The organism is Photobacterium sp. (assembly GCF_057456235.1).
Genome location: NZ_JBVCPH010000003.1, coordinates 296,145 through 313,994, shown reverse-complemented (window position 1 = coordinate 313,994; position 17,850 = coordinate 296,145). Strand labels below are relative to the sequence as shown.

Sequence of the window (17,850 nt, the reverse complement as noted above, 5' to 3'; positions counted from 1 at the left end):
TTTTTGTGGCAGCCGGATCAGGTGTGAGAAATGTGGTAGAATCGAACCTGTTTTTATTACTATTTATTACTTTCAAATTGAAAAGTCAGGAATTCCGTTGAGTTTGTCAAATACACCTCAATCAGACGTTTTGAATAATGAAAAAACGCTGAAAGCCGCAATTAAAGATTGCATGATCCGCGATCGTTTTCGTTTGCACAAACGTGTGCAGGGTGCGGCAAGAATTAAGAACGAAAAAGCGAAACACGCTGTTTTCGATGAAATCGCATTAGATATTGTCAAGTCGATGCAAACCGTTGAGTTACGCAGAACCCAACGCCCCACCATTCGCTATCCTGAACTGTTACCTGTCAGCCAAAAGAAAGATGATATTGCAGAAGCCATTAAGCATCATCAGGTAGTCATTGTTGCGGGTGAGACCGGCTCCGGTAAAACGACTCAGCTACCTAAAATCTGTATGGAACTGGGGCGCGGTACTCATGGCATGATTGGCCATACCCAGCCTCGTCGTCTGGCTGCCCGTACGGTAGCAAGCCGTATTGCCGAAGAGCTGGAATGCGAGCTGGGTGCGTCGGTCGGTTACAAAGTCCGATTTAACGATCAGGTATCTGATCGCAGTCAGGTCAAACTGATGACCGATGGTATCTTGCTGGCTGAAATTCAGAGCGACCGCTATCTGAACCAGTACGACACCATTATTATCGATGAAGCCCACGAACGTAGCTTGAATATCGATTTCATCATGGGCTACTTGCGTGAACTGTTACCGAAGCGTCCTGATTTAAAGGTTATTATCACTTCAGCAACGATTGATCCGGAGCGTTTTTCTAAACACTTCCATAACGCACCTATCATTGAAGTGTCTGGCCGCACTTATCCGGTAGAAACGCGTTATCGCCCGGTGACAGAAGAAGAGTCTGAACGTGACCAGCTGCAGGCTATTTTCGATGCGGTCGATGAACTGTGCGATGAAGGCTTGGGTGATATCCTGATCTTCATGAATGGTGAGCGTGAGATCCGCGATACTGCTGATGCACTTGAAAAACGTAATTTGCGTGATACTGAAATCTTACCGCTTTATGCGCGCTTGTCTGCCGGTGAGCAAAATCGGGTATTCCAGTCGCATGCCGGCCGCCGTATTGTGTTGTCGACTAACGTGGCCGAAACCTCGCTGACGGTACCGGGGATCAAATATGTGATTGACCCGGGTACAGCACGGATCAGCCGTTACAGCTACCGAACGAAAGTACAGCGACTACCGATAGAAGCGATTTCTCAGGCCAGTGCTAACCAGCGAAAAGGTCGATGTGGTCGTGTGCAGGAAGGGATCTGCATTCGTCTCTATTCTGAAGAAGACTTCCTGTCGCGTCCGGAATTTACCGATCCGGAAATTTTGCGTACTAACCTGGCATCCGTTATCTTGCAAATGACCAATATTGGTCTTGGCGATATTCAGGCATTCCCATTTTTAGAAGCGCCGGATAATCGTAATATTCAGGATGGTATTCGCCTGCTTGAAGAGCTGGGTGCCATTAATACCAAAGCGACGGATCCGCGCAAGCGTCTGTCACCAATGGGACGTCAGTTAGCCCGTTTACCGCTCGATCCACGTCTGGCACGAATGGTTTTAGAAGCGCCCCGGTTGGGTTCATTGCGTGAAGTGATGATCATCGCTTCTGCGCTATCAATTCAAGATCCGCGTGAACGCCCATCAGAAAAGAAGCAAGCGTCTGATGAAAAGCATAATCGTTTTGCCGATAAAGAGTCGGATTTCATTACGTTTGTTAACTTATGGAATTATGTACAAGAGCAGCAAAAAGCGCTGTCTGGTAATCAGTTCCGTAAGCAGTGTAAAAATGATTATCTCAACTACCTGCGAATTCGTGAGTGGCAAGATATTTATTACCAGGTCAGTCAGGTAGTGAAAGAGCTGGACTTGCGTTTGAATAGTCAGGAGGCCAGCTATGAAAGCATTCATACCGCGTTACTGGCAGGTATGCTCTCTCATATCGGGCTTAAAGATCAGGAAAAGAATGAATATCAGGGCGCGCGTAATGCCCGTTTCAATATTTTTCCGGGATCGGGTATTTTCAAGAAACAGCCCAAATGGGTGATGGTGGCTGAGTTAGTTGAAACCTCGAAATTGTGGGGACGTATTGCCGCCAAAATTCAACCTGAGTGGGTTGAGCCTCTGGCTCAGCACTTGCTCAAGCGAAGCTACAGCGAACCGCATTGGGAGAAAAAGCAGGCAGCAGTGTTTGGTTTTGAAAAAATCATGCTGTACGGCATTCCGATTGTTGCTAAACGCAAAGTTAACTACGGCAATATTGATGCGCAGGTATCTCGTGAGATTTTCATTCGATCGGCCTTGGTAGAAGGTGATTGGGAAACCAAACATAAGTTCTACCATCAAAACCGCAAGTTATTACGGGAAGTCGAAGAGCTTGAGCATAAGTCTCGTCGTCGCGATATTCTGATTGATGATGATCAGCTCTTTGAATTTTACGATCAGCGTATTGAACATACGGTTGTTTCCGGTCGTTTCTTTGATAGCTGGTGGAAGAAAGCATCTAAAGAAAATAAAGACTTGCTTAACTTTGAACGCGAAATGCTATTCAAAGGCGATGCGAGCCATATTACCGATCTGGATTACCCTAACTTCTGGCATCAGGGCAACTTGAAACTGAAGTTGAGTTACCAGTTTGAGCCGGGTGAAGATAGTGACGGTGTCACGGTTCATATTCCGCTCCCGATCTTAAATCAGGTTGAACCGGATAACTTCGACTGGCAAATTCCGGGGCTGCGACAAGAATTAGTGATTGCACTGATCAAGTCACTGCCAAAGCCTGTACGCCGTAACTTTGTACCGGCACCTAACTATGCCGATGCTTTCTTAGCGCGTGCTGAGCCAATGGCGATGCCATTACTCGATTCGTTAGAAAAAGAACTGAAGCGTATTTCTGGGGTAACAGTATTACGTGAAGACTGGAATCTCAATCAAGTGCCTGATCACTTGAAAATCACTTATCGGGTTGTTGATCATCGCAACCGTAAGCTGAATGAGAGCAAAGACTTATACAGTCTGAAAGAAGGCCTGAAAGAGAAAGTCCAGGAAACGTTATCGCAAGTTGCGGACGACGACATTGAGCAGGACGGCCTGAAAACCTGGAGTTTCGGTACTTTACCTGAATGCTATCAGCAAAAACGCGGCGGCTTTGAAGTGAAGGCTTTCCCGGCATTGGTTGATAATAAAGACTCGGTCGGCATTAAGTTATTTGAAACTGAGGACGAACAGCGCACAGCCATGAGTCAGGGACAGCGCCGCCTGATCTTGCTGAACGTACCTTCGCCAATCAAATACCTCCATGCGAACTTGCCGAATAAATCGAAGCTTGGTTTGTACTTCAACCCGTATGGCCGTGTCATGGATTTGATTGATGACTGTATCGCTTGCGGTGTGGATAAGCTGATCGGGCAAAAGGGCGGATTGATCTGGCAACCGGAGCAGTTTGAGGCGACCAAAGAATACGTACGTGCGGAGCTGGGCGATACGGTTGTTGATGTTGCGAAGCAGGTCGAAGCTATTCTGACGACGGCATTTAACATTAACAAGCGCTTGAAGGGCAGGGTCGATCTGAGCATGGCGTTTGCACTGTCAGATATCAAAGCACAGATTGAAGGATTGATTTTCAAAGGCTTTGCGACAGAGTGCGGTTGGCAGCGTTTGCCGGACATCCTGCGTTATATGAAAGCCATTGAGCGCCGGATGGAAAAACTGCCGATCGACCCCAACAAGGATCGTGTTCATATTCTGAAGATTGAATCTGTGGTCAACGACTATAAAGAGCTGCTGAATAAGATCCCGAAAGGGCAGCCAGTACCTGAAAAGATCAGAGAGATACGCTGGATGATTGAAGAGCTACGTGTAAGCTACTTTGCTCAGCAACTCGGCACCCCATATCCGGTATCGGATAAGCGAGTTCGCAATGCGATCAATGAGTGTTGATTGCCGCTTGGTTAATTGAGCGATAGAAACAAAAACGGAGCCAGAAGGCTCCGTTTTTTATTCACAACGTGTTGGGATCAACGTTCCCAGTAGGCTTCTTCTAAGCAATCTTCGCGTTCTGGCAGGCCACGTGACAGGCGAGGAGCATGCTGGGTGAGTACCTCATAGCTGACACGGTTAGAATATTGGCAAATCTGCGAGAATGAAGAGTAACTGAGGAACTTACCGCTGTGTTTACCTGAATTAGGGACATTGGCCTTATGGTAGCGGTTTGCTGACATGTCATGCAATAATGCTGACAGGGCTGCATCACCCGCACCATTGGTGTTTTTAATTTCCACCGGGCCGCCAAGGTAAGGGGCAATATGCGAATAGACTCGTACTGGATTTTCACAGTCAGTCTTCATCATAGGACGACTGAATTCGTATTTATTGAATTCTGCGATACGGCCAGGCAGTAATGGCAGGGTTGACTCACGTTTGAGCGCATCGTCAGTGTAACCCGCCATATATAAACCAACAGGGCCTGCGGTACATAGCACCATATCAACCCAATCTAGCGTTTTGTCTGCGGCAATCAGAGGATCCTTTTCACCGGTAAGTGCTTCAGCTTCTTCTTCGTTCATCGCGACACAGGTGACATGTTGTTTGAGGAACTCAATCCACCACTCTTTTTTGTCTTCTATGACGTATTTTGTACCTAAGGTTAGAACAACAGGGACATCATGTTTCTTTGCATGCTCAATGGCTTTTAGCGCAGCATTTTTCATCGGATCGGTGGCTTTGCCACGTACCAAGTAAGATGAAAGGACAAGTGCAGAGGCATTTTCAAAGGCACATTCAGGCACGCTGTCAGGAAGAAGCTGGTTCATCTGACCTTCGTTAATGGCAAATGTACGCTCGCCATCTTTGGTGATCAATGTATAACAGCGCCCAATTGGGCCATCGACAGGCTGTAAATAATCCAGATCCATTCGGCTTGAAGTCTTGCACAGGTAGCGATACGCATATGAACCGACTTTAAGATCTTGGCTCATCACACCTAACAAAATTGACTTGTCATCGGCCAGCACCGAGTAGTTGTGCAGCGTGTTACCGATAGTATCGCCAGGATATTCGTGGCTGATGAGATCCTGCTCTTTTAGCTCTTGATAAAGTAGTTCGGCCTTATCTTCATCAAGTACTAACGAGTGGCCTTTACTCAGAGAATGCCTGTTTAAGAACTCATCATCAACGCGTGCTTCAATATCAACAATGGTTTGACCAACACCGACTAGATGGGTACGTGCAAGTGGATTATCATGCTGGATTTGAGCAACTAATGGATCGCGGGCATTAACAGGGAAGTAATGCTTTGATTTACGCTGACCAGGAAATTTCATGTGTGAAGGCTACGGGATTTATGGGATTTTATTTGATGTTAACACAGAATTGCGAGATACATCCCATTTCATTGCAATATGGCGAAGAATTGCTTTCACTTGCTTCTTTTTTAATCCACCTAAACGTGAGTTAATTTAGAAAGAAGAGGAAGAGCCTAATAACTGCCTATATTTAGCCATCAAATATAGGCAGCAATGCGAAGTTGTAATAATAAATCGCAGAACTTGCTACTGATAATATGAAGTCAGATTATGAGTTCGCTTGTGATGAAATAATACTTACAGTGATCAAAATCATTATTCTAATAGTTTCACATCTTGCTTGGTCGCTGAACCACCAACAGGACGATTGACGGAAATACTGCGGCCTTTTTTCATGCCTTTTTCATAGTCGTCAGTGATCCCTTTCATTGCTTCCTGGAGCTGCTGCTTAAATGTTTCACGATCAAGGTTTTCAAACTGTTTATCGATATAATTCGACATGCGCTGATCATGGTCATCATCAGTATTAAGCACGGGTAACTTTTCCAGTGCGCCTTCCAGCCAGCCAGCGAGGAAAGAAGAAACACGACGGGTAACTTCGGTCGTGCTGGTTCCCGTTCCGGCGAAGCTATTGCGGAACTGACCTGTTTGCTGGTTCATTTCACGGTAGACAATATCAAAAGCGAAAGCGGCAAAAATGGCTCGCTCAGCGACACCGATGAATTCGGCTTTTTTAAGCCCTTTGTGATTGGTCAAGACACATTCGACACCAAAGCGACGGTTGATACCACGAATGATCTTAAGAATTTGTGTACTTATGTCTGCTGGTAACAAGGTGGCAGACTTGGTTTTCCCCATCTTGATGAATTCAATGTCATCTTTATCTAAGCCGTATTTCAGCATCAGACGGTGTGCCATACGAATGGCTTGTGCGGCTTCGTTGATGTTCGCAGAGTTACCCAGCTCTAGGCATTTTGCAATTTTTTTCAGTGCCTTTCGCTTCTGTTCAGACATTCAATCACACTCTTTAAGAAAAGGGGGGACGTATTTTAACGTTTTACTCGGGTCTTTGGCAAAAAATGTGTGTAGATAATGCTAAATTTATATTTGAGTCGGTAAAACCTGACGATCTCAGGCTTGTGAAAAGATGGGATGGTTTGCATAATGATTGAAATATTCCCGGTTAGTAATGCTGGGCTGCATTAATAAGTATAAAAAAATATGACAACAGCTTATCAATCCATTGATGTTCCTTTTGAGTTTCGTCACACCTGCTGGTTTTGTGGTGAACCGTATTATGAATCTTATCCATTCATGGCTTCCCCTAACTATGAGCAGCAACTATCACCGATTATGATCCCTAGCTGTCAGGAGTGTTTTACGTTATGTAAATCCATTAAGGTCAGTGGCTTGGACTTATTACGCGATAAAGTGAAAGAAAAGCTTCACAATCGTTATGAGAAACACTTGCAAATAGGTGTGAACTGGACAAAAGAAGAGCTGAAAGATTCAGAGCTGGAAGGCAGAGCATTTGAAGGTTTTCGCGACAGTGCCTGGATGATGTTTGAAATCGCAAAAGGACGGGTGAATTACCCTGGTTGGCCCGTGAGTATCGACGGTGTGCCAGTTATGGGTATTAACAATGCCTTTCAGCTTGAGTTTAATGGCATCATCTATACCGGTCTGGTACAGGCAGTTGAGCAACTGGCCAAGGCCTATAATATACCTCAACCTTACCTGGAAGAAGTCGTTGAGCTTGTCGGCCGTCAAAAATTAGCCTATGCAATTCGTTTTTGTAAAACGACTTATGGTTATTCAGCCGCTGAACGTGAAACTAGTATCGCGAGCCTGAGAGCACTATTGGCAGAACAAGAAGCCGCAGAGCACGAACTGTCAGTTCATACGCAAACTGATCAGTTATTTGAGATAGCGTTGTCAGAGATTGAAGAATTGATGTTATATCGCACGGTGATTTCACCGCACGCGATTCAGTGGGCATTACAGCGGGGTATTACAACGCTAGGCGATTTGGCTCAGCAGGAGGATGCTTTCTTTGAACATTTTATGCGAGATTCAGAATTAACCGCCTTTACTTATTTTAACGGCTTACAAGTTTATTTTGAAAAACGCGAAGTCGATCCCGAGTGGGCGCAACAGAGCGATCCCAACCGGGCTTTGTTTTCTCGTATTGAAGCGCGCTGATCGTTTTTAAAGGTGAAAAAGCCCGGCAACAATATCGGGCTGCAACTTTCAGGTTACAAGCCTTACGTTCCCCTGACATTGCATGAGCTTCTTTACGCTTTAATATCATAATAAGTAAAAAGTTGCGCGGGGAAATTTGGGATGCAGTATACAGAACAAGATAGAAAAATCTTACATGACACATGGATGAGCTATAAGGCCAAGATGAGAGTGACCCAAATCGAAATGGCGAAACGGTTAGGGATCAGTCAGCTTATCTTCTCTGATATTTTACGAGGCAAGTTGTCTCTTGAACATCGGTTTGTAAGCCAGTTCTGTAGCTTCATGTCTGTTGATCCGGTATTGACTTTGCCATCGTTGCGAAAGCAAATGGGGGCGTCAATGCCAAATTCAGTCACCGTGACAAATACCTATATTCTTGATGGTGACATTAAAAATGTGCGCTATGACGGTAACCAATTGGTGGTTGAGTACGAACATAGTGTTAACGTGTAATTGTTACCTCATCTTAAAATTCCAGTTTTTATAAAGCCCTCACACAGAGGGCTTTTTAAATGCTGTAAATAGTCTTTTTATAAAATTTATCCCTTATCTTCCTTACCATCTACTTCCCACTCCGGAATTAAACAATATAAGATCCCGGCACAAGCTATGGATACCAACAGGTCTGATGGCCAGTGCATACCTAGCCAGATCCGGCTTGTTCCCACACCAGTAGCCCATAATATGATGATAAAAGCGGGTAATAACTGTTTACGGCGTAAGAAAAAGCCTGCCCAGAAGACAACGCAAACGGCAGCAAAAATAGTATGTCCTGACGGCATCGAATAGTTTGTTTCGCCTTGCCAGTGACGAGTGCGCCAATGGCTGATATTGTCAGCGGCTTTCACCACAACGGCTTCTTTATTCGCATCATCCAACAGATAAAAGCTCTGTACGGAATCGACCAGTCCAAGGCTTTGCAGTTCATAACTGTACGGGCGGGGGATTTCGGTAATGTGCTTTAATCCGGTTTTAGCGACAAAGCTAAGTATTAACAAGATGCCGAATTGAATCCATAAGGAGAAGCGTTTCTTCTTGGGGTATTTCAGGAAAAGCGGGATCAGGCAAAGCAGTCCTGTGGTGATCAGAAAGTAGGGGCTTCCCGCAGAATCAGTGAGCAGGGTAAAGAGCAAGCCTGTCAGATCATTAACCTCTGTTGTAAAAGCAGGTTGTGGAAAAAAGACCAGTACACCGGCCATCAATACCGTAAAAAGGGATAGGGCGATGATCCCTGGTATTTTTTTAGGAATGAATGAAGAAGTTAACATTTTATGGTTTTGTTATTAAACGGGTTTGAATTTTATCAGAGGGTATCCGTGATAACGTAAAAAAAGTGTCATTTTTTGCCATTCAGTATCAACTAGGCGATGTTTCATGCGTTTTATATGGTACGCCAAAAGAAACGAACGCGACTAGAGGATGCAACAGGGCGTATTTCTTTGTTGTTATGTGTCTGAAATGAATTGAGTAATCAGATGTTTGGGTTGCGAGTGCTCCCCCTCAGGATGAGGGAGGAGCAGGATTATTTATCCCTTCTTTCTTTTCCGTGATTCATTTTGAACTGAGCGGTAGTACTTACCTAAATTTCGAGAGCGAGCTCGTTTTTCAGCAATACTCGCACCGTTTATTGCCTGCTCTCGATTGAGCTTGAGGTAACTGACCAGCCTGCGTTCGTTCAATTCTCCGCTGTCAATCGCTTCGCGAACCGCACATCCTGGCTCACCTTGGTGATGGCAATCAGAGAAGCGGCATTGTTCGGCAAGTGAGTAGATATCAGCAAAAGTTGCGGTTAGTCCCTGTTCACAATCAGACAACTGTAGTTCGCGCATTCCCGGGGTATCGAGAAGTAATCCACCCGCTGTCATTACATGTAATGATCGTGAGGTAGTGGTATGGCGTCCTTTACTGTCGTCGTGACGAATATCACCGGTTGTTTGGGCTTGTTTCTCTTGCAGGGAGTTAATCAAAGTTGATTTTCCTGCGCCAGATGAACCCACAAACGCAACGGTTCTGCCTGTTTGACACCATGGCTCTAGCACGGTGACGCTATTGCGATCGAGGCAGTTTACCGCCTCAACCAGCAGCATAGGATCAAGCTCTTGAACCTGTCGCACAAACGGTAGAGGGTTGTCGCAACAATCTGCCTTGGTCAGAACGATAACAGGTTCAACGCCCGCTTCATTGGTAAGTGCAAGATAGCGTTCAATTCGGCTCAGATTGAAGTCATGATTGAGAGAGCTGATGATAAACACGGTATCTACGTTCGCTGCAATCAACTGTGTATCGATCTTGCTGCCAGCAGCCTTACGGCTGAACTGAGAGATACGGTCGAGCAAACGAATAAAGTGTCCTTGCTTGTCGACCAACAGCCAGTCACCCACCGTTACCGCAGGCATAGACGGAGTAACAGGTAAGTAAAAGCCGCCTTGCTCTGTCATCAGCTCTAACTGGCTGCGATGCTGCGCCATTACACGCATAATACGAGCTTGTTCAAATTCGTCTAAGGAAAGTTGTTGTTGAAAAAAAGGTCTCCAGCCTAGTTCAGGCAGAGAAATAGAGTTTGTCATTATTTGAAACCCCTGACGCAAATAATGCGTCTGAACTGAGTAATATCATCAGGGGCAATTGAGGCCCCGGCTAAGTGGCCGGGCAAAAAAGGAGAGGCTTAATTTAAACGTCTCGCTGTGCCCGGTTAGTTTTTAATACAATCATCAATATTTCCTCTATGGGTCTATAAAACTTGAATGACATCACACTTAACTGAGTCGCGGTGATAACGGCTAAAATTTAGCAAACAACTCTCGCTAATGCCAGTTATCAGATCTCAGAATACATTTTTTGCCTGTAAGTGCAGGATCAACATATTTGATTTTTTTATTTTCGTACAATGTCAGCGAGTGAATTGGCATCTAGGAAGACGTAAAAGTATGAATCAGTACCGATATCATGTGTTGCAGCATGACGGCATAAGTGCAGAGCTTGTTGATACATATAAAATGTGGGCAGAGGCTGTTTATTCGGCGATATCATTGACTGTCAAGGCGTCAAGTTCCGGGTCTTCTGGTCAAGTCGCCAGAGGTAAGAGGTATATTATTGATACCGAAGCTAAAGAAGGTGATGAAGATGTATTTATTATCGACAAAACGAAAAACGTCTTCAGTACTGGCCATCGTCGCAGGGCCTACTTAGATCGATTGTCTTTGCTCCCAATTGCCACATTGGCAATGAGCCAGCTCGATGAACCCATCCCGGCGGTTGATACGATCACCGTTTTATTATCGCTCTCGCAGAGTACAGCGGCACTTAAAGATCTAATGGATAGTAATAGTGCTCGGCCTTCTTCCGATGATTTACCCGCATCACCATCACCTCTTACGCGACATTTAGAGCCTGATAGTGACGTATGTCTGATGGTTTATCATCGTGGAGATGTGATCGCAATGGCAAGCTTTAGTCGCTATATCGAAGATCATCGCTTTGCTTTATCTTGCGATGAATTATGCTATGAGCTCTCGCTACATACAGTATTTGTAGATCCACAATACCGGGGACTCGGAATAGCAAGTTCTTTGACCGAGACTATCATCAATATTGTCCGCAAAGACATGAAACATCTGCATCAGGCGCTGAGCGAAGGGGGGATTCAGTTAAGCCCATGGTTTTCTGCGGTTGCGCTTACACTTGGTGGTGAAGTGATCTGCGATAAAATCAGTGAAGCGTTTGTTGAAGTGAATGAAGATATTGTCGGTGAACTTGCAGAAGAGGGGTTGCATGTGGGGTATCAAGAGCCCGTTATTTGCGTAGAAAGTGTTGCCAATTGATGTTTTATGTTCCAGAGGATATTCACCGGAAGAGAAAAAAGCCTGTGATAAACACAGGCTTTTAAAATAATTAGGCGGCAATGCCTGAGAAGAGGTCTTTCCGCTCATTGAAGCGGTTTACCAGATCGTCAATGTCATTCTGGCAATACGGCTTAAGTCCACTCATGACCATACGCTTACGGCCCGTGCCGACAACTTCGCCATTCTCCTTAAAGCAGAATTTTAGTGTCACGCTACCACGTTTGCCATCAACATCAATTTCAGAATCGGTCAGTTCAACCGTCGGTGCAGTGAGATCTAAACGGGTAAAATCCAGTTCCATGCTTTCGTAGATCACCAGAGGACGGCTTGGATTAATCATCATTTGTTTCGATTCCATTAGAGGAACCATGATGTGCGGGAAGTTCATCCCCGAAAACTGCACATAACTTTTTGTCACTTGTGCAATTAAATCTTGATTCGTAGTGGTGTTACCTTCGCGGGTGATATGCAGGTATTCTTTACCTTTAGCATCCACCAACGACAGTTCGGTATCAGATTTGGTATCGAGACTTACAGCAATGCTGTCATTAATCATACCGGCGAAGTCAAAACGCATTTTTTGGCTCAGACCTGCTTTTGAAAGCACAACAGAGAACAGCAGATCACCAGGTACGCAAAAACGTTTATTGTCTTCATCATGAATTGGATTGAAATCACCTGCAATTTTTTTTGCGAAGTGGCTTGCCTGTTCACGAGTAAAAGAATACTCACCGTTCTGTTCTGAATAATACGAATCTAAAAACATGCTTAATTTATGAATACCTTGATCATTACACTGTCGACTATTGTACATGAGAAGAAGCAACAAATGGTCTAGCCAGATGAACTTTGCCCCTTGGAGGTTAAGTATGACAGAGAAATGAATAAACAGCCCAACCTGTTGGCAAAACATGTTTAAGCAGATACCTAAGTCATCGGATGGATTTTTGTTTTTAAGATCCTGATATCAGGGGTTTTGTGCAATACGGTCGTGTTTTTTTGCTAAAAAAGAGTATCAATTAAGTGCAATGTGACAGGTTTTATCTTTCTTTAGTTTGAACTTTGCCGAAATGAGTCGCATTTGTTATGAGTGATGCTTGATTGCTTTGATGAATCAGCATTCAAAAATGTGATTTTCCAAGTGCAACAAATCGAATAGTTATGTATGATGCGTTTCGCAATGACAATAAAAACAAAGCAATATCGAATTTTAGGCTAGGGTTGCTTTATCTGAGGTTTATTAAAATAGTGCAAAATTCGTACGTAAAATACGCTATAGCACATATAACATCTTCTAACGTGTAGAAGCTCAGGAAAAATAAAGCAGCACGGAAGCTGCAAACAAAAAAAGCACTCAGTAAGCGATGAGTTATCATCGCTTGCTGAGAGCTAATAAAATTGTTTGCAGTGTTATACCAATCGGGACAATTATCCCGATTGGTATTAGATTCGACTGATCAGCGGTATCACCCGAACCGTTTCACCCACCTCCACAGCTGGTTGTTCAGGCACAATCTCAATCAGACAGTTAGCCTCACGCATTGACCGTAAAATCCCTGAACCTTGCTGCCCCGTTGTTTTCACCGACAATCTACCGTTTGCATCCAGACTGTAGATACCACGGGTGTATTCTGTTCGCCCCGGGCGTGAGCGAAGGTACTCTGCTGCGACGGCATTCAATATTTGTGGCTGCCAGTTTTCGATACCTTGAAGTTTACGAATGGCGGGTTCGACAAACTGGAGGAAGACAACCATGACGGCAACGGGGTTGCCCGGAAGGCCGAAGAAAGGCGTTTGTGCGATTTGCCCAAAGGCCAGCGGACGTCCCGGACGCATGTCAATACGCCAGAAGTTGACCTCGCCCAGTTTGTTCAATACGGTTTTTATATAGTCTGCATCGCCAACAGAAACCCCGCCCGATGACAGAATTAAATCAGCTTGTTGGCTGGCTTGGGTGAGAGTGGCTTCAAGTGACGCTTCGCTGTCTTCAATAATGCCGAAATCAATCACTTCGCAACCAATCTGAGTCAGCATTGCGTGCAGGGTGTAGCGATTGGAATCGTAAATACAGTTATCTTTCTGAACTTCGCCAGGCTGCTGCACTTCATCACCGGTCGAGAAAATCGCGACTTTAATCGGGGCGTTGATGGTGACGTTATCAATACCCAGCGAGGCAATCATTCCCAGTTCTGGGGCCGAGATTTGCGTTCCTTTAGCAATCGCGGTTTGACCGATGGCGAGATCTTCACCCGCCAGACGAACATTCTGTCCCGGATAAATAGCTGATTTCGCCATGTCAAAGGTGACGGTGTCACTGTCTTCTGTTGCTTGCTCGCGCATTACCACGGTATCGGCATTTTCCGGCACGGGCGCGCCGGTCATAATGCGCACAGCCTGACCTTTTTGCAGAGGTTGATCATAGCTATGGCCAGCCATGACGTGTGCCACCACCTGATAGATCTTGCTTGTTAATACACCTCCGCTTTGTAACTCATCGCTGCCTGACAAGTCGTCACCGCGAATGGCATAACCATCCATCGCAGAATTGGTGTGCTGAGGTACATTGACGGGCGACAAAATGTCGTGTGCGGCAATTTGTCCTAACGCTTCTTTAAGCGGGACCGATTGAACGGATGCTGGTGGAACAATCTGACTCAGAATGCACTGGCGCCCGTCATCGACCGAGAGCATGCCGGAAGGGGAAAAGTCGCTGCAGGCTAAACCTTGCTTCTGATCTTGCTCTTTGATGGCATTACCTTGCCTGGCAAAGTTGACGACAAAGTCGGTGATTTGATCCAGATTGTTAATATCCATTGTTGGCAATGTGGTATCCGCTTTCACATTGGCTGCAACCGCTATAATGTTGGAATCGTCGGGGTGTAACCAGGGTTTACCGACTTCCTCCCGATGTAATTCGATTTTTGGAAAACTGAGCTTTTTAAAACCTTCAACCAAAATCAGATCCAGCTGGGTTTGATCCAGCTGGGAAATCAGGTAGGGCAGGCTGGCTTCCTCTTCAGGTGTTTCAGTCACCAGTGCGCGACGATAGCGAGAAGATATCAGCATCTGACCGGCCCCGGCCTTGCGTAAGCGATAGCTGTCTTTACCTTCTTGGTCGATATCGAAATTATGGTGGGCGTGTTTTATTACCGCCACCCGAATACCATGTTTGACAAGTTTAGGCAGCATTGCTTCAAGCAAGGTGGTTTTTCCTGTACCGCTGAAGGCCGCAAAACCGAGTAGTGGAAGAGAGGCGTTAATTTGACTCATAGCGTTGTCCAAATTGTTGTAATTCTTCTGGTGTGTTGAGATTCACGAATGCATTCGGTTGATCGCTGAAATCCACGGTGATCATGTTGCACTGGCGATACAAGAGAATGATCTTTCGATCACCATTAGCAAGGAAAGCTTCCAGTTTGGGCAAGATACGGCGGTTAATGAGTGTCACCACTGGCTGAATATGATCGCCATCGTGGGCAACGGCAATATCAGTATCTTCCTGACAAGCATTGGCCATGCGAGTAACTAAGTCAGAAGGGAGCCGCGGGCAGTCGCAGGGAACAAAGCCAATCCATTCGTTATCGATATGGTGTAGCGCTGCGTGCATGCCACCTAATGGGCCGGGATAATTCTGAATATTATCGCCGAACACCGAACCATAAGCCTGGTAACGGCCGCGGTTGCGGTTGGCATTGATGATGATCGATGATGTCTGTGGTTTTAGCGCTTCGATCACATGTTCGATCATGGCCTTGCCTGCGAGTTCAACGAGCCCTTTATCATGGCCTCCCATACGGCTGGCTTGTCCGCCAGCTAAAATGACCCAACTTGTTTGTTCAGCCGTAGGCATAGTTGTTCTTGTCCTCATGTACGAGCTGTAAATCCGCTCGTTCAACTAGTTTTGTATTAGTAATTGTCCATTGGCGGCGGCATAAAGCGGTGAGCGCATTTTGCTGATGGCTGGTGATCACCACGCTTGAACCTCTCTCCAGCAGATCTTCTGTCAGATGCACTTGCCGTTCAATTGACTCACTGTCCAGACTGGCACTTGATTCATCCATCAGCAATACACTGGGTTTTAATACCCAGGCCCGTGCCATCGCCACACGCTGTCTTTCACCACCTGAAAGCACTGAAATATGCTCGTCAGCCAGAGTCTCTAACCCTACCATACGCAAAGCATTTATGGCTTCACTTCGGCGCGTTCTGCGATCTTTTATGGCGAACTTAAGACCATAGCAGACATTCTCAAACACAGAAACATCAAACATATAGGGGGTTTGGTGCATATATATAACACCGCCCTTGCTCTCACCTCTGAACAGGCGGGACAGCCATGACTGATTTCGCAGGTTGATCCGGCCTGTCGTTGGCCTTTGCAGCCCGGAAAGAATTTTGAGCAGGGTGGTTTTACCAACACCATTATCGCCAGTTAAATAGACCGCCTCTTGGGGCCCAAGGCTGAGCTGCGGTATGTGAAATAGCAGGCGATCTTTAAATCGCATCGAAAGATCATGTGCCTGAATGGAAATTTGTGCCATCACCTGTTTTCCTGCTTAATTGGTACGCAAGTGGGCTTTGCCACGCGCAACAGATAAAAAGAAGTTTAGCCCCAGCGCCAGAATTAATAATACCATGCCAAGGGCAACGCCTTGTGCAAACGCTCCTTTAGAGCTTTCGAGGGCTATTGCGGTAGGAATATTTCGGGTTGAGCTTAAAATGTTACCACCGACCATCATCGAACAGCCAACTTCAGTAATAATACGGCTGAAAGCGGCAATAACTGCGGCAAATAAAGGAAAGCGGCTTTCCCACATCAGGCTGGTAAAAGCGCGCGGTAGGCTAGCGCCTAAGGTCAGGGCGGTTTCCCATGCCCGGCGATCACTATTTTGAAATGCGGCGTGCATCATTGAGACTAAAATCGGAAAACAGATCAGAGTCTGCCCCAACACCATGGCTTGCTGGGTAAATAACATTTTCCAGTCACCCAGCGGGCCTGAGCGTGACAATAACATGTAGAGCAGCAAGCCGATTACCACCGTGGGGATCGACTGGAAGGTATTAAACAGCGAAAGGATCAGCCAGCGTCCCGGAAACTTCCCGTAGGCGAGAGCAAACCCTATCGCCAATGCTGGTAACAGCACAATTCCAATTGCCAGCAAAGAGACGGAAAATGACACCCCCACAATTCCCCATAATGCCATATCACCGCTAAATAAAAGTTGAACAGCTTGTTGGGTTGTCTGCCAAATATCCATTGTTTCGTAATGTTATCCACGTCAAGTGAGTGTGTTGATAGAGGTTTACTGCGTGATAGCATCTGCAACGAACAACTGATGACCCTGACGTTTGTAGTTGTTAATCATAGATTTTGCTTTCGGGTTAACTAACCAATCGCTGAATGTTTTTGCGCCTTGGTAGTTAATATCCGGATAGCGACTTGGGTTAACCAGAATAACCTGATACGGGTTAAACAGGCGCTTATCACCTTCAACCATGATTCTCAGATCTAGCTTATTCTGGTATGCCAGCCAAGTACCACGGTCAGTCATAGTATATGCCTGTAGTTCTGACGCCATATTAAGGGTCGGGCCCATACCTTGGCCTACGGCTTTATACCCACCGAAGTCAGGTTCGATTGTGGTTTGTGCCCATAGGTTCAGTTCTTTTTTATGTGTGCCGGAATCGTCGCCCCGAGAAACAAACGTCGCATTATATGAGGCAATGCGAGTCAGCGCTTTAACAACATCCTTTCCGCCCGTAATTTTCGCAGGATCGCTATCAGGACCAACCACGACAAAATCATTGTGCATCAATTTACGAGGCAGTACGCCGAAACCGTTATTAACAAATTCTGCTTCTGCTTTTGGCGCATGTGTCATCACCAAATCAACATCGCCGTTCTCACCCATGCGCAATGATTTACCGGTACCGGCGGCCAAGACTTCAACATTGTAACCCGTATCTTTTTTGAATTCTGGTAACAGGTGATCAAGTAAACCTGAATGGTAAGTACTTGTTGTTGTCGCAAGGCGAATAGTCATGTTTTCAGCTGCGTGAGCGGCGGTTGCTGAAGCAATACTTAAAATAACGAGTGTTGGCTTTATAAATTTCATTAATCATCCTGACGTTAAGTCACTATTATTTTTGTTGATGGACAAGTTACGGTAAAAAATGGCTAAGAGTTGATAGGTAACCCAATTTACATCGCGGTCTTAACAACGCTAATTAGACATGTATAAGCAAGTCAAATGCCAATTTGTAGGGGTTATGCAACATTAACGCTAATGGCCCCCAGAGTTGAATGATTTAAAACAAAAAGGCATGCAAAACTCAGCAATATTGTTGCGATAGTATGAAACGGTTAATCCCATTGCTGTGATTTTGGGTAATG

The 17,850-nt window shown here is 45.5% G+C and carries 14 protein-coding genes; 4 read left to right on the top strand and 10 right to left on the bottom strand.

The annotated features are described in order from the left end of the window. Positions 1–130 precede the first annotated feature (130 nt). On the top strand, positions 131–4,006 hold the full coding sequence (gene hrpA / locus AC2204_RS05760) for an ATP-dependent RNA helicase HrpA (RefSeq protein ID WP_318924559.1): 3,876 nt from the start codon (positions 131–133) through the stop codon (positions 4,004–4,006). A gap of 77 nt (positions 4,007–4,083) precedes the next feature. On the opposite strand, the gene AC2204_RS05755 is transcribed toward hrpA, so the two are convergent. Next, entirely contained in the window at positions 4,084–5,388 is a 1,305-nt protein-coding gene (locus AC2204_RS05755) for an inosine/guanosine kinase (RefSeq protein ID WP_318924524.1), read from the bottom strand. 297 nt (positions 5,389–5,685) lie between these two features. Further along, positions 5,686–6,384: a DUF2786 domain-containing protein gene (locus AC2204_RS05750; RefSeq protein ID WP_318924523.1), complete on the bottom strand. Its 699-nt coding sequence runs from the start codon at positions 6,382–6,384 to the stop codon at positions 5,686–5,688. A 207-nt stretch (positions 6,385–6,591) separates the two neighbouring features. Here AC2204_RS05750 and AC2204_RS05745 point away from each other — a divergent pair, with 207 nt between their 5' ends. After that, complete coding sequence (locus tag AC2204_RS05745; RefSeq protein WP_318924522.1) at positions 6,592–7,572, top strand: hypothetical protein; 981 nt, start codon at positions 6,592–6,594, stop codon at positions 7,570–7,572. Between the two features lie 141 nt (positions 7,573–7,713). Further along, on the top strand, positions 7,714–8,067 hold the full coding sequence (locus tag AC2204_RS05740) for an XRE family transcriptional regulator (protein WP_318924521.1): 354 nt from the start codon (positions 7,714–7,716) through the stop codon (positions 8,065–8,067). 86 nt (positions 8,068–8,153) lie between these two features. Here the strand turns inward: AC2204_RS05740 and AC2204_RS05735 are convergent, their stop codons facing one another. Together AC2204_RS05735 and rsgA are read right to left on the bottom strand one after the other, a co-directional pair. Continuing rightward, a complete protein-coding gene (locus AC2204_RS05735) occupies positions 8,154–8,882 on the bottom strand; it encodes a phosphatase PAP2 family protein (RefSeq protein WP_318924520.1) in 729 nt (242 codons plus the stop codon). Between the two features lie 258 nt (positions 8,883–9,140). Further along, entirely contained in the window at positions 9,141–10,181 is a 1,041-nt protein-coding gene (rsgA, locus tag AC2204_RS05730) for a ribosome small subunit-dependent GTPase A (RefSeq protein WP_318924519.1), read from the bottom strand. A 360-nt stretch (positions 10,182–10,541) separates the two neighbouring features. Here rsgA and AC2204_RS05725 point away from each other — a divergent pair, with 360 nt between their 5' ends. Continuing rightward, positions 10,542–11,435, top strand: coding sequence for a GNAT family N-acetyltransferase (locus tag AC2204_RS05725; RefSeq protein ID WP_318924518.1), 894 nt, complete (start codon positions 10,542–10,544; stop codon positions 11,433–11,435). Positions 11,436–11,505: 70 nt separating this feature from the next. Here the strand turns inward: AC2204_RS05725 and AC2204_RS05720 are convergent, their stop codons facing one another. The 6 genes from AC2204_RS05720 to AC2204_RS05695 form a co-directional block, all read right to left on the bottom strand. Beyond that, complete coding sequence (locus AC2204_RS05720; protein ID WP_318924517.1) at positions 11,506–12,222, bottom strand: DUF3581 domain-containing protein; 717 nt, start codon at positions 12,220–12,222, stop codon at positions 11,506–11,508. A 677-nt stretch (positions 12,223–12,899) separates the two neighbouring features. Continuing rightward, complete coding sequence (locus AC2204_RS05715) at positions 12,900–14,726, bottom strand: bifunctional molybdopterin-guanine dinucleotide biosynthesis adaptor protein MobB/molybdopterin molybdotransferase MoeA (RefSeq protein WP_318924516.1); 1,827 nt, start codon at positions 14,724–14,726, stop codon at positions 12,900–12,902. After that, entirely contained in the window at positions 14,713–15,306 is a 594-nt protein-coding gene (gene mobA, locus AC2204_RS05710) for a molybdenum cofactor guanylyltransferase MobA (RefSeq protein WP_318924515.1), read from the bottom strand. The genes AC2204_RS05715 and mobA overlap by 14 nt, the downstream gene beginning before the upstream one ends. Beyond that, positions 15,293–15,997: an ABC transporter ATP-binding protein gene (locus AC2204_RS05705; RefSeq protein ID WP_318924514.1), complete on the bottom strand. Its 705-nt coding sequence runs from the start codon at positions 15,995–15,997 to the stop codon at positions 15,293–15,295. Before AC2204_RS05705 ends, mobA begins: the two co-directional genes overlap by 14 nt. Before the next feature lie 15 nt (positions 15,998–16,012). After that, on the bottom strand, positions 16,013–16,714 hold the full coding sequence (locus tag AC2204_RS05700; RefSeq protein ID WP_318924513.1) for an ABC transporter permease: 702 nt from the start codon (positions 16,712–16,714) through the stop codon (positions 16,013–16,015). Positions 16,715–16,759: 45 nt separating this feature from the next. After that, positions 16,760–17,572: an ABC transporter substrate-binding protein gene (locus AC2204_RS05695; RefSeq protein WP_318924512.1), complete on the bottom strand. Its 813-nt coding sequence runs from the start codon at positions 17,570–17,572 to the stop codon at positions 16,760–16,762. Positions 17,573–17,850: the final 278 nt, after the last annotated feature.

Excerpts from the sequence above, each read along its gene's own strand:
- AC2204_RS05705 (WP_318924514.1), bottom strand. The coding sequence starts at position 15,997 with ATGGCACAAATTTCCATTCAGGCACATGATCTTTCGATGCGATTTAAA.
- AC2204_RS05725 (WP_318924518.1), top strand. The coding sequence starts at position 10,542 with ATGAATCAGTACCGATATCATGTGTTGCAGCATGACGGCATAAGTGCA.
- AC2204_RS05735 (WP_318924520.1), bottom strand. The coding sequence starts at position 8,882 with ATGTTAACTTCTTCATTCATTCCTAAAAAAATACCAGGGATCATCGCC.
- AC2204_RS05695 (WP_318924512.1), bottom strand. The coding sequence starts at position 17,572 with ATGAAATTTATAAAGCCAACACTCGTTATTTTAAGTATTGCTTCAGCA.
- rsgA (WP_318924519.1), bottom strand. The coding sequence starts at position 10,181 with ATGACAAACTCTATTTCTCTGCCTGAACTAGGCTGGAGACCTTTTTTT.
- AC2204_RS05745 (WP_318924522.1), top strand. The coding sequence starts at position 6,592 with ATGACAACAGCTTATCAATCCATTGATGTTCCTTTTGAGTTTCGTCAC.
- AC2204_RS05715 (WP_318924516.1), bottom strand. The coding sequence starts at position 14,726 with ATGAGTCAAATTAACGCCTCTCTTCCACTACTCGGTTTTGCGGCCTTC.
- AC2204_RS05720 (WP_318924517.1), bottom strand. The coding sequence starts at position 12,222 with ATGTTTTTAGATTCGTATTATTCAGAACAGAACGGTGAGTATTCTTTT.
- mobA (WP_318924515.1), bottom strand. The coding sequence starts at position 15,306 with ATGCCTACGGCTGAACAAACAAGTTGGGTCATTTTAGCTGGCGGACAA.
- AC2204_RS05700 (WP_318924513.1), bottom strand. The coding sequence starts at position 16,714 with ATGGATATTTGGCAGACAACCCAACAAGCTGTTCAACTTTTATTTAGC.
- AC2204_RS05750 (WP_318924523.1), bottom strand. The coding sequence starts at position 6,384 with ATGTCTGAACAGAAGCGAAAGGCACTGAAAAAAATTGCAAAATGCCTA.
- AC2204_RS05740 (WP_318924521.1), top strand. The coding sequence starts at position 7,714 with ATGCAGTATACAGAACAAGATAGAAAAATCTTACATGACACATGGATG.
- AC2204_RS05755 (WP_318924524.1), bottom strand. The coding sequence starts at position 5,388 with ATGAAATTTCCTGGTCAGCGTAAATCAAAGCATTACTTCCCTGTTAAT.